The organism is Nostoc sp., from assembly GCF_036917435.1.
GTDB lineage: Bacteria > Cyanobacteriota > Cyanobacteriia > Cyanobacteriales > Nostocaceae > Nostoc.
Genome location: NZ_JBALDM010000016.1, coordinates 1 through 12,623, shown reverse-complemented (window position 1 = coordinate 12,623; position 12,623 = coordinate 1). Strand labels below are relative to the sequence as shown.

The window sequence follows — 12,623 nt, the reverse complement described above, 5'->3', positions numbered from 1 at the left end:
AATTAACAAATGCAATTCTAGCCAGTCTTTCGGCAGTTGCAAATGTGTAATTTGAAGGCACCTTAGCTAATTAATACGAACTAGCGATCGCCAGTTTACTATGTCGCAATAATACATCTTTATCCAAAAGTTCTACGGTATATTGCGGTGTTACTGCCAATAGTTTATCGATTCTTTCTCTGGCTGCTTCCACTACTGATTCGTCTAAACTACCCTTACTCAGGGAATCAGCAAAATCTTCAGCAATCTGATAGGTTCTTTCAAGAGATGATGAATTGATATTGCGTGAGATAATAAATAGGTCGCAACCTGCATGAAGCGATCGCACCACAGTACCAGCTTTCATAAACATATCTGAAATCGCTTTCATATCCAAGTCGTCAGATACAACTACTCCCTTAAAGCCAAGTTCGTCTCTAAGTATGGTTTTGAGGATAGGCTGAGAAAGAGTTGCTGGCACATCAGCATCTATTCTGGGAAATAAAATATGGGCAGTCATAATTAAAGGAATCTGGACTTCGATTAGAGCTTTGAAAGGTATGAGTTCTCGAAGTCGCAGGTCTTCTACAGTTAAATTGAGTATTGGAAGCTCAATGTGAGAGTCTTTGCTGGTGTCTCCATGTCCGGGGAAGTGTTTAGCGCATCCCAAAATTCCTGATTCTTGAAGTCCAAAGTAGTAGTCACGGGCATATTTTGCAGCGATTTCGGGAGTGTTACCAAAGGCGCGAGGGCCAATCACAGGATTGTTGGGATGGGAAAAAACATCTGCTACAGGTGCCCAAGATAAATTAATTCCCAGTGATTTTAGTTCTAATGCTGTGGCTTTTGCTACTTCGCGGGCGTGCGATCGCAGCAACAACCCATGAGGAAATCGCGTAATCGGCATTGGTGTGCGAATGACACGACCTCCTTCATGATCCAGAGTTATAAACATGGAATCACGTTCAGCATATTCTCGTATCTGGTTGTTTAAATCTTTGAAGCTTTCCAACCAAACCTGATATGAAGTGCCATCCAAAAAGTTTTTAGCAAAAAATATCACCCCAATCGGCTTTAATTCACTGAGTGCGCGTTTATCGTCATCGCTTAATGTCGTGCCAGAAATACCTAGAATCAGGTGATGTCCAAAGCGTTTTAACTCCTGCGATCCACTCATAATTTTTTACCTAACTGAGTTTTTTAATAGCAGTCTATAACCAGTTCACTAGATATTTTCTCAGATCGGATACACAGATTCCCAAAGAAATCAACTACTTTGGATATTAGATATTTTCAGAATCCAAAATCCAAAATCGTTCGACTGAACGCTCACGACAAGTCTAAAATCTAAAATTCGGAAGTTCAAAGGAACTACTTTTATTTCCCTAAATTTGCTGTATGTAAATTTAGATAAAATATTGGCCGAAACCTATTGCCAATAATGGTATTGGTAATTTTGTTAGGCAGGTGCGTGTAAGTAAAATTCCCTTTGGCAAAAGTTTTTTGGGGCAGCGATCGCACAATCCCCGCCAAATGTAACAGTTTGCAACGTATAATGAGAACGATAAAACCATTAAGAAATATTGAAGGGCATTAAGGTTAAATGCGAGTAGCGATCGCGGGAGCGGGACTAGCAGGACTTTCCTGCGCGAAATATCTCACGGACGCAGGTCACACACCCATTGTCTTGGAAAGCCGGGACGTACTGGGTGGTTTGGTTGCGGCGTGGAAAGACTCTGACGGCGACTGGTACGAAACCGGTTTACACGCCTTCTTTGGGGCATATCCGAATATGCTCCAAATGCTCAAGGAGTTGGGCATTGAAGACAGACTCCAGTGGAAAGAGCATACACTCATTTTTAATCAACCAGATAAACCTGGGACACTCTCACGTTTTGATGTTCCAGATATTCCATCACCTTTCAACGTCATTGCATCGATTCTTCGCAACAAAGACATGTTGACTTGGGAGCAAAAGATTCGATTTGCAGTTGGCCTACTTCCCGCAGTGGTTCGGGGTCAAAAGTATGTTGAAGAGATGGATAAATACAGCTTCTTAGATTGGTTGAAAAGGCAAGGTGTAGACGAGCGGGTAACTAGTGACGTTTTTATCGCTGCATGTAAAGCACTCACCTTTATCAATCCCGATGAAGTTTCCGCAACGATTCTCTTAACTGCACTGAATCGCTTTCTGCAAGAACGATATGGCTCAAAGATTGCATTTTTGGATGGTTCTCCCACAGAACGTCTATGTAGCCCCATCGTAGATTACATCACAGAACGCGGTGGAGAAGTGCGGTTAAATGTCCCTTTGAAAGAAATTTTGCTCAACGCCGATGGCACGGTGAAGGGATACTTGATTAGAGGGTTAAATGGCGCAGAAGATGAAGTTGTGACGGCTGATGCGTATGTATCTGCCATTTCAGTTGACCCTTTGAAAGTCATGTTACCTAAACCTTGGAAGCTGATGGAGTTTTTTCAAAAGCTAGAAGGTTTAGAAGGAGTACCAGTGATTAACCTGCATCTGTGGTTCGATCGGAAACTTACAGAAATTGATCACCTACTTTTTTCGCGATCGCCCCTCCTAAGCGTTTATGCTGATATGAGCAATACCTGCCGTGAATACGCCAACCCCAATCGCTCAATGCTGGAATTAGTTCTAGCTCCGGCAAAAGATTGGATTGCCAAATCCGATGAGGAGATTGTCACTGCAACGCTTGCTGAGTTGGAAAAACTTTTCCCCGACCACTTTGGGGGAGACAATCCAGCAACATTGCTAAAATCTCATGTGGTGAAAACGCCGCGTTCAGTTTACAAAGCGACCCCTGGCCGCCAACAGTACCGTCCTGCACAAGTTACGCCCATTGCCAACTTCTATCTCGCCGGAAGTTATACCATGCAGCGCTACTTAGGCAGTATGGAAGGTGCCGTACTTTCTGGTAAGCTGACAGCGCAGGCAATTTCTGAGGCTCTCCCGGTAGCAAATTCCTCAAACCTGCAAACGCTCACCCGACCGCCCGCAACGAATGCTGCAACTGCCTGATTCCCCCCCGCGCATGAAAACGCTGGTCTCTGTAGACGAGTCATACAAACTTTGCCGACATCTCACAGCAAAGTATGCCAAGACTTTTTACCTGGGTACTTTGCTAATGAGTCCGGTAAAACGTCAATCTATTTGGTCAATTTACGCTTGGTGTCGCCGTACAGATGAATTAGTGGATGGCCCCGCATCTGCTATTACCACGCCAGAAACCCTAGACCTATGGGAACAGCAGCTGGAATCGATTTTTGCGGGACACCCATTAGAAAATTACGATGTCGCTTTAGCTGATACCCTCCAGCGCTTTCCGATGGACATTCAGCCCTTTCGGGATATGATTGCCGGTCAGCGCATGGACTTATATCGCAGTCGTTATGAAACCTTTGAGGACTTATACCTCTACTGTTACCGCGTTGCCGGCACTGTTGGCTTAATGTCAACAGAAGTAATGGGTGTTGATAGCACCATATTCACCGCTCCGTGGCATCAGAACAAACAACCTTATCTTCCCACAGAAGAAGCGATCGCTCTGGGAATTGCCAATCAACTCACCAACATCCTGCGGGATGTGGGAGAAGATGCCAAACGGGGACGAATCTACATTCCCCTTGAGGACTTGGAAAAATTCAACTACACCGAGCAAGATTTCTTCAAAGGTGTTGTAGATGATCGTTGGCGGGCATTGATGCGCTTTCAAATTGACCGCGCCCGCCAATTCTATACCACGTCAGACCAGGGAATTACTTATTTAGCATCCGATGCCCGTTGGCCAGTGTGGGCAGCATCAATGCTGTACGGCCAGATTTTGGAGGTCATTGAACGCAACGATTATGATGTGTTCAGTAAACGAGCTTTCGTTCCCCAGTGGAAAAAGTTACGCACCTTACCCTTAGCTTGGATGCGATCGCAAGTTCTTTGAATTTGTCATTAGTCATTTGTCCTTAGTCATTAGCAAATAACTAACGACCAATGACTAATACCCAATGCCCAATGCCCAATTAAAAATAACTATTGACTCTTCCCAACGAGTCTGGTAACATTGATATTCGTGAGTCATGGAGAGGTGGCTGAGTGGTCGAAAGCGGCAGATTGCTAATCTGTTGTACGGCAGGCAACTCCGTACCGAGGGTTCGAATCCCTCCCTCTCCGTTTTCCAGCTTTTAGTACACAGATTTTATTCTGTGTACTAAAGTAAAAAATAATATAGGCGTAAACACTTCTACCCCCAAAGATGGATGATATGATTTATCCTTTGGAGTCTTGGTAAGATCCAACTAACTTACAAACTTAGTTTGAATCTTAATTCTAGGCTCCTAAATATTTGAGGAGTGAAAGTGTTTATGAAAAAAATTAGCGCCGCCTTAACCTTCAGCATAGCTACCATAGCAACTGGATTTTTAGTTGGTTCTTGTGGTGATACCGGTACTCCCAATGCTACACCTACCAATGGAAGTACCGCTACCCCAGCAGCAAACTCAACTACGACAAGCACTGCTAAAGGGCTAAAAATTGGTTCCCTGCTACCTACAACAGGCGACTTGGCTTCTGTCGGGCAGCAGATGTTAGGTTCTGTCCCTTTACTTGTCGATACAGTCAACGCTTGCGGTGGAGTGAATGGCGAACCAGTTACCTTGGTGCAAGTAGACGACCAAACCGATCCGAAAGCTGGTGCTGCCGGTATGACCAAACTAGCAACTTTAGATAAAGTAGCAGGTGTAGTTGGTTCCTTTGCTAGTAGCGTTTCTAGTGCAGCAGTCTCCATTGCTACGCCGAATAAAGTCATGCTGGTTTCCCCCGGTAGTACCAGTCCCATCTTTACTCAAAAGGCACAAAAAGGTGACTTTAAAGGCTTTTGGGCGCGTACTGCTCCCCCCGATACCTACCAAGCACTAGCATTAGCTCAACTTGCCAGAAAAAAAGGTTTCAAGCGAGTTTCTACAGTCGTGATTAATAACGACTATGGCGTTGGCTTTGAAAAAGCATTTGTGCAAACTTTTGAAAAATTGGGTGGAACCATCGTTAATAAGGATAAGCCTGTCCGCTACGACCCAAAAGCGCAGACATTTGATACAGAAGCGGCTGCCGCCTTTGCTGGTAAACCAGATGCAGTTCTAGCTGTACTGTATGCGGAAACTGGTAGTCTGTTCCTGAAAGCCGCCTATCAGCAAGGTGTAACGAAGGGAGTGCAAATTCTACTAACAGATGGCGTGAAATCACCTACTTTTCCAGAACAAGTTGGCAAAGGCAGTGATGGTAAATATATTTTAACTGGAGCGATCGGTACAGTACCCGGTTCTGATGGCAAAGCACTAGAAGCTTTCAACAAACAGTGGAAGGATAAAAAGGGTGGTGAACCAGGAGAATACGCTCCTCAAGCTTGGGATGCGGCTGCTTTGTTGACATTGGCAGCACAAGCTGCTAAAGAGAATACAGGTGTTGGTATAGCCGGCAAAATTCGTGAAGTGGCTGATGGGCCTGGTACAGAAGTTACCGATGTCTGCGAGGGACTGAAGTTACTTAAAGATGGTAAGAAAATTAATTATCAAGGAGCTAGCGGCAACGTAGATATTGATGCTAACGGCGATGTCGTCGGTGTATACGATGTTTGGACAGTAGGAGACGACGGCAAAATCAAGGTAATTGACAAAGTTACCCCTAAGTAGAAAGTTAGGAGTTAGGAGTTATGAATGAAATATTACTAACTCTTAACTCCTAACTCTTATAACCCAGTGAAGTTGTAACCAACTCCTAACAAAAAGCCAACATCAGTTTGATCGAAAAATCCCGCATTCACAGAGGCCGTTGCTGTGAATTGAGCATTTAGAGGTACATCAATGCCAGCAGATGCCAAAAATGCAAATTGCGAATCATCACCAGTTTTGTAAGCTGCACCAACTCCGATGTAAGGTGCGATCGCTAACGGTTCGCTAAAAGCATCTGCTGATTTAAAGGTAAAATCGTAGGTGACAGGAAGTAAAATTGTGGTGTTATCCCCAAATACGGCTGAGGGGCGCACCGATATAGAATTTGTCAGTCCGATTTTGCTGACTACCGCGAAATTACCATCGCCCAAAGACGAGCTACCATCACCACTCAAACCAATGTTACCAGCAACGCCAAGATAGCTGCTGCCACCACGAGTAGTTCTACCTAAATCAATATCCGATTGCGCCACTTTGGTAGCAGATGGTTGAGCAGTCGTTTGAGAAGTCGGTTGTACAAACTCAGAGGTAAGCGTTGCAGATGAGGTTGCCACTGTGCCCGGAACAGGTGTAGACGCTGCACTGGCATTTTCTTGTATGACAGGGTTTTGGAACTGCTGTACCTCAGCTAAATTTGTTGCTGTAAATGTTTCAGTTGTTTCTGTAGAGAGCTTTTGGCTTACAGTGTCTAGTTCTGTACTAAACTCATTGGGAGACACTACGGTTTCGGAAGAGTCAGCTAATGCCTGACTGCTTACCTTGTCTACTGTCTGGCCACTTGCAGATAAGCCGCTACTCATGACTGCAAGAGCAGCTATACTTGGCAACCAAAAAACACCTTTACGAAAAAAAATAGTATTCACGTTCACTCCTAAAACAACATTGCCAGGAAAAATAAAGGGTTTTGTTGATTTAACTCAACAAATTTGGGCAATACTCAAAATTTAACACCAAAAAATTGGATTTCACATCCTCATTTTGCTGAATTTATCTATAGTCATAACGCACCGAAAATCTAGGATGGTGCGTTAACCTACGGTGTAACACACCCTACAAAACAAAGTTTTTAAGACTCATGTAAACATCGTATTGCAATGTAATTGAGAGAATTATTGGTAGCGACAGACTACAAGAAAAGAACTTCGTGCGAGGTATGGTTGGTCTATTTATGCCATGTTGCACTATAAATTACGCTTTGTAAGAAAAAAAGTTGATTGTGAAGCGATATTACGAAATTTGCAAAAATATTTAGAAATTGTCTACAAAGCAAACATGGCTCTAACGTAGAACCTATATAGGAGAGACTTGAGGCAAATGTAATGAGCGGAAATAATATTCAAAAGTATCGGTTTGTCTGTACCCTGACTTTTGGTGATATATACGGTCAAATAATTGTTTGGTTAATTACAATTACCCTAAGTTTGGCATCTGCTTTGGCGCTGATGGGTGCCAAGCGACCTGTGTACGCTTTAGCAACAGCAGGTCTGGTCGTTTTGCTATCGCTACCTTTCTTGTTATTTGCGTTTGTCACTACCTTGTTAAATCATATTGAAGTCAGTCCTGTGGGGCCGGGAACCAAAATGGAACCCATACCAGGTAATGTGTCTCAACAACAACCTGTACAAGCAGCTTAAAGATTTAGGAGAGACGCGATTAATCGCGTCTGTACAAGGAGTTAATCCTAATTTCAAAACTTGTAATAGCATCCCTGTCTATAGGCAGGGAATTTTTTTGTAGAAACGCCACAACGCACTAGCTGATTAATCACATCTCTACAATAGAACAGCATGTCTAAATAACGTTTAATTTTATCCAAGTATTGTAGAGTGGCTAATTATGCTGGAACACGATGTGATTATTGTCGGCGGTGGATTGGCTGGATGTCGTGCTGCTGTGGAAATTGCCCGCACTGACCCCAGCTTAAATATTGCTGTGGTTGCAAAAACTCACCCAATTCGTTCCCATTCGGTGGCGGCTCAAGGTGGTATGGCTGCGTCGCTAAAAAATGTTGATTCACAAGATAGTTGGGAAGCACATGCTTTTGATACTGTCAAGGGTTCTGATTATTTGGCAGATCAAGATGCTGTAGCAATTCTCACTCAAGAAGCGCCAGATGTGGTAATCGATCTGGAACATCTAGGCGTTTTGTTTTCTCGCTTACCCGATGGACGCATTGCCCAACGTGCCTTTGGCGGTCATTCTCACAATCGCACTTGTTATGCTGCTGATAAAACCGGTCACGCAATTTTGCACGAATTGGTTAACAATTTGCGGCGTTATGGAGTGCAAGTTTATGAAGAATGGTATGTGATGCGTCTTATTTTGGAAGAAAATGAGGCAAAGGGTGTGGTAATGTTCCATCTTTTGGATGGACATATAGAGGTGCTACGAGCCAAGGCGGTAATGTTTGCCACAGGGGGCTATGGTCGCGTTTATAATACCACCTCTAATGATTACGCTTCTTCGGGTGATGGTTTGGCAATGACTGCGATCGCAGGTTTACCCCTGGAAGATATGGAATTTGTCCAATTTCACCCCACTGGTTTATATCCGGTAGGAGTGCTGATTTCCGAAGCAGTCAGGGGTGAAGGGGCGTATCTGATTAATAGTGAAGGCGATCGCTTTATGGCGAACTATGCACCCAGTCGCATGGAATTAGCTCCTCGTGATATTACCTCACGAGCGATCGCTTATGAAATTCGCGCCGGTCGTGGTATTCATCTCGATGGTAGTGCTGGTGGCCCCTTTGTCTATCTGGATCTTCGCCATTTGGGGAAAGAAAAAATTATGAGTCGCGTCCCCTTCTGTTGGGAAGAAGCACACCGCTTAGTTGGCGTTGACGCGGTAACTCAACCAATGCCAGTGCGTCCCACAATCCATTACTGTATGGGTGGTATCCCGGTTAATACTGATGGGCAAGTCCGCAGTAGTGGTGATGGTTTAGTTGATGCTTTCTTTGCGGCTGGCGAAACATCTTGTGTTTCCGTACATGGTGCTAATCGCCTTGGTAGTAATTCTCTGTTGGAGTGTGTAGTTTATGGTAAGCGGACTGGGGCTGCGATCGCTAAATTTGTCCAAAAACGTAAGTTACCTTCTATAGATGAGCAACGCTATGTAACCCAAGCCAAGCAAGAAATTCAATCTTTGCTAGAACAACCAGGACAGTACCGCATTAACCAAGTCCGTCAAGCTTTCCAGGATTGTATGACTGAGTACTGTGGCGTTTTCCGCACAGAGGCATTAATGAGTGAAGGGTTACAGAAATTAACAGAAATACAACAGCAATATCCGCAAATTTATTTAGACGACAAGGGGACGTGCTGGAATACAGAACTTGTGGAAGCTTTGGAATTGCGAAGTTTGATGATCGTGGGACAAACTATTTTGGCATCAGCCTTGAATCGTCAAGAAAGTCGTGGCGCACACTTCCGCGAAGATTATTCTGAGCGAGATGATGCTAACTTTCTCAAACACACAATGGCTTACTATTCACCAGCAGGAATTGATATTCAATATCGTCCGGTGGCGATTACTATGTTTGAGCCGAAAGAGCGGAAGTATTAGTTAAAGGTAAATTTATATGGGGAATCGAGGGGACTACAAAAACTTTGTCCACCTCGATTAAAAATATGAAATGATTAAGTTGTCAATCATAACCTAATTGTTTCTGAATCACAGCTATTATCTTTTCTTCCCAAGCCGGATCATTTAATTGTATTGCAGCATCACGATGACGAGATTTTCGTCTATCCATGTAAGTATAAAAGGCTTCCTTATCATCCTTGTGGGTAAGAAAATAACTCTTTAGCTCTTGGTCGCTCATTGCTGTATAGTTTACCTGATTCATAGTTCTATACTAGATTCATGGTTCTATACTACCATCTGGCTTAATTTCTAGCTCTATTCCTTCATCTTGCCCAGCCAATATAAATATATTGAGCGATCGTTCATCTAATCGCACTATGTGAACTGGCTGAAACATAACATTTGTAAGTGGATGGCAAAGTCTATATAAGGATTGTAGCTGTTCTACTCTTGGTTGTAGCTCGTCCATAAATTTTTCTATTTATAAATTTATATGTAACAGATTTAATAATATAAATTCATCCAGCAATGCTCTTATAGTTGTGATTCTCACATCCTATTTAGCATTCCAAATGAACTTACCCTTCTCACCGGGATACGCTGCTCCCTCTTTGTCGATTAGAGAAACTTAATCGAACTGAGTGAGTAAGCGATCGCCAACCATAACACCTCAAACAATCAGAGGTGGTAACTCAGTGATGTAAAATCCTGAAGATAGGAAAAGGTGATTAACAGAGTCTGAATAGAATGGTACAGGATAGGAAGTCAACGGTTATAATCACAGGTGCCTCTTCAGGGGTTGGTTTGTACGCTGCCAAGGCTCTTGCTGAAAGGGGATGGTATGTAGTGATGGCCTGTAGGGATATAGCGAAGGCTCAACTTGCAGCCCAATCTGTGGGAATCCCACACCAGGGCAGCTACACTATCATGCATATCGATCTTGGCTCTTTAGAAAGCGTTCGACAATTTGTGAAGAACTTCCGAGCAAGCGGAAACTCCGTAGACGCTTTGGTATGTAACGCTGCAATTTATATGCCCTTAATAAAGGAGCCACTGCGAAGCCCAGAAGGATTTGAGTTAAGTGTTGCAACAAATCACCTCGGACATTTCCTTTTGTGCAACTTGATGCTAGAGGATCTGAAGAAGTCATCTTCAGAGCCAAGGCTCGTAATTTTGGGAACTGTCACCCACAATCCAGACGAACTGGGTGGTAAGATTCCACCGCGTCCAGACTTGGGTGATTTACAGGGCTTTGCAGAAGGGTTTAAAGAGCCAATCTCAATGATTGATGGTAAGAAATTTGAACCAGTCAAAGCTTACAAGGATAGCAAAGTTTGTAATGTCCTAACCATGCGGGAACTGCATCAGCGCTATCACGAATCAACCGGTATCGTCTTCAACTCTCTCTATCCGGGATGTGTTGCAGAAACGCCACTATTTAGAAACCACTATCCCCTATTTCAAAAAATCTTCCCATTATTCCAGAAATACATCACTAAGGGATATGTATCTCAGGAGTTGGCGGGAGAACGGGTGGCGACGGTGGTTGCCGATCCTGAGTACAATCAATCTGGTGTGTATTGGAGTTGGGGAAATCGCCAGAAGGAAGATGGTAAATCCTTTGTGCAAAAGGTTTCTCCTCAAGCCCGCGATGATGATAAAGGCGATCGCTTATGGCAACTCAGCACCCAGTTGGTTGGACTAGCTTGATGGGATAGAATTTGGCTTTAACCTTGGACATAATTTATCTATTTATCAATCTACTTTTTTGAATAAATGGACATTATGTCCAGGCAAAAAATGCCTGAGATAACTGAATAATTAACTCTGACTTCATTAATAGTTTTGTTTAATTTCCACTTCTTTGTCTAAGCTATAACTCTGACATAATCTTCAGTAAAAGCAGAGAAGATTAGATGATAAGTTCAGAATTGGCGAAAAGTCCATTTATCGATATGGTGATTGCGAATCGTAATGACATTAATTTGTCCCTATTGCATATATAGCAATCCTAAATCATTTATGAGAAATAAAATCGTTCAAAAACCTAGAAATACGTACTTTTTATCTCCGTATTTTCTCACATTTCACTTCGGATTGCTATAGCATTGTAGAGGATGAGTATATTGTAGTGCTTACTAGATTAGGATTTCCAGTAAAAAAACATTCCATGCTAGGGGCGCACATCTTTGCACCGCTAATAAATTGGCTTTATATCTTTATATAAAGAAAGTTAAATAAAAAATTCATAATCGATGAGCGTGGGAATTCACAACTGCCATTGAAGATTACTAAATTTGAATATTTAGTAGAGGATATTAAACCCCTTGATTAATTTGCAAGTTGGTTAACCAACTTGCAAATTAATGCTCCTGACTCCTAAATTCCTTGTTAGTAAAATTCAACATCTTTACTGAGGCTGTTTAATTATAAAAAAGCGAAGCTAAGGCATTTAGCGATCGCATCTTTGCAAGTAAGAAACAGGATCATCAACCAACGCCTGATTTCGCTTGTGATTTTTATCCAAAGGTTTAAGGAAAAACGGTTATGACAGCAGAAGAAGCATCGATTAGCCTCGTCAAAGATATAAATACTGGTGGAGTTTCCTCTAACCCGCAAAATTTGACCAATGTCAATGGCACGCTATACTTTGTTGCCATTGAAAACAGCGATGGCTATGAACTATGGAAGAGTGATGGCACAGAAGCTAATACCCTCATTGTTAAGGATATCTTTTCTGGCACGGGTAGCTCCTATCCACAAAATCTGACTAATGTCAACGGCACACTGTATTTCAGAGCCACCGATAGCGGTGGGGGAACTGAACTATGGAAGAGTGATGGTACTCAGGCTGGTACTATCCGCGTCAAGGATATTTTTTCTGGTACTGGTAGCTCTAATCCCCAAAATCTGACTAATGTCAATGGCACGCTCTACTTCAGTGCCACCGATAGCAGTGGGGGGACTGAACTATGGAAGAGTGATGGTACTCAGGCTGGTACCCTCATTGTTAAGGATATCTTTTCTGGCACGGGTAGCTCTAATCCCCAAAATCTGACCAATATCAATGGCACACTGTACTTCAGTGCCACCGACAGCAGTGGAGGCAATGAACTATGGAAGAGTGATGGTACTCAGGCTGGTACTGTCCGCGTCAAGGATATTTTCTCTGGTACAGGTAGCTCAAATCCGCAAAACTTGACCAATGTTAACGGCACACTGTACTTCAGTGCCACCGACAGCAGTGGAGGAACTGAACTATGGAAGAGTAATGGTAAGGAATCTGGTACTGTCCGCGTCAAGGATATTTTCTCTGG

General features: G+C 43.1%; 11 protein-coding genes and 1 tRNA gene. 8 read left to right on the top strand and 4 right to left on the bottom strand.

The window, feature by feature from the left end:
* Window positions 1-70: 70 nt before the first annotated feature.
* Window positions 71-1,156: a beta-N-acetylhexosaminidase gene (gene nagZ, locus V7K98_RS07005; protein WP_335020186.1), complete on the bottom strand. Its 1,086-nt coding sequence runs from the start codon at window positions 1,154-1,156 to the stop codon at window positions 71-73.
* A gap of 426 nt (window positions 1,157-1,582) precedes the next feature.
* Here nagZ and pds point away from each other — a divergent pair, with 426 nt between their 5' ends.
* The 4 genes from pds (at window position 1,583) to V7K98_RS06985 (ending at window position 5,682) form a co-directional block, all read left to right on the top strand.
* Entirely contained in the window at window positions 1,583-3,022 is a 1,440-nt protein-coding gene (gene pds / locus V7K98_RS07000) for a 15-cis-phytoene desaturase (RefSeq protein ID WP_335020184.1), read from the top strand.
* The gene (crtB, locus tag V7K98_RS06995; protein ID WP_335020182.1) at window positions 3,006-3,938 is read left to right on the top strand and encodes a 15-cis-phytoene synthase CrtB; all 933 of its coding nucleotides are present in this window, start codon (window positions 3,006-3,008) and stop codon (window positions 3,936-3,938) included. The genes pds and crtB overlap by 17 nt, the downstream gene beginning before the upstream one ends.
* A gap of 138 nt (window positions 3,939-4,076) precedes the next feature.
* Window positions 4,077-4,168, top strand: a tRNA-Ser gene (locus V7K98_RS06990).
* A 191-nt stretch (window positions 4,169-4,359) separates the two neighbouring features.
* Window positions 4,360-5,682: an ABC transporter substrate-binding protein gene (locus V7K98_RS06985; RefSeq protein WP_335020180.1), complete on the top strand. Its 1,323-nt coding sequence runs from the start codon at window positions 4,360-4,362 to the stop codon at window positions 5,680-5,682.
* A 56-nt stretch (window positions 5,683-5,738) separates the two neighbouring features.
* Here the strand turns inward: V7K98_RS06985 and V7K98_RS06980 are convergent, their stop codons facing one another.
* Entirely contained in the window at window positions 5,739-6,584 is an 846-nt protein-coding gene (locus V7K98_RS06980; protein WP_335020178.1) for a hypothetical protein, read from the bottom strand.
* 456 nt (window positions 6,585-7,040) lie between these two features.
* Here V7K98_RS06980 and V7K98_RS06975 point away from each other — a divergent pair, with 456 nt between their 5' ends.
* The gene (locus V7K98_RS06975; RefSeq protein ID WP_335020176.1) at window positions 7,041-7,355 is read left to right on the top strand and encodes a hypothetical protein; all 315 of its coding nucleotides are present in this window, start codon (window positions 7,041-7,043) and stop codon (window positions 7,353-7,355) included.
* Between the two features lie 202 nt (window positions 7,356-7,557).
* Entirely contained in the window at window positions 7,558-9,285 is a 1,728-nt protein-coding gene (locus V7K98_RS06970) for a succinate dehydrogenase/fumarate reductase flavoprotein subunit (RefSeq protein WP_335020174.1), read from the top strand.
* An 82-nt stretch (window positions 9,286-9,367) separates the two neighbouring features.
* Here V7K98_RS06970 and V7K98_RS06965 read toward each other — a convergent pair whose 3' ends face one another.
* Both V7K98_RS06965 and V7K98_RS06960 read right to left on the bottom strand, forming a co-directional pair.
* Entirely contained in the window at window positions 9,368-9,568 is a 201-nt protein-coding gene (locus tag V7K98_RS06965) for a DUF6887 family protein (protein WP_335020172.1), read from the bottom strand.
* A 15-nt stretch (window positions 9,569-9,583) separates the two neighbouring features.
* Complete coding sequence (locus V7K98_RS06960) at window positions 9,584-9,775, bottom strand: DUF6888 family protein (RefSeq protein WP_335020170.1); 192 nt, start codon at window positions 9,773-9,775, stop codon at window positions 9,584-9,586.
* Window positions 9,776-10,053: 278 nt separating this feature from the next.
* Between V7K98_RS06960 and V7K98_RS06955 the strand changes: the two genes are divergently transcribed.
* Both V7K98_RS06955 and V7K98_RS06950 read left to right on the top strand, forming a co-directional pair.
* On the top strand, window positions 10,054-11,016 hold the full coding sequence (locus tag V7K98_RS06955; RefSeq protein WP_335020168.1) for a protochlorophyllide reductase: 963 nt from the start codon (window positions 10,054-10,056) through the stop codon (window positions 11,014-11,016).
* An 837-nt stretch (window positions 11,017-11,853) separates the two neighbouring features.
* Window positions 11,854-12,623, top strand: a 770-nt coding sequence (locus V7K98_RS06950; protein ID WP_335020166.1) for an ELWxxDGT repeat protein, incomplete at its 3' end; no start/stop codon positions are given.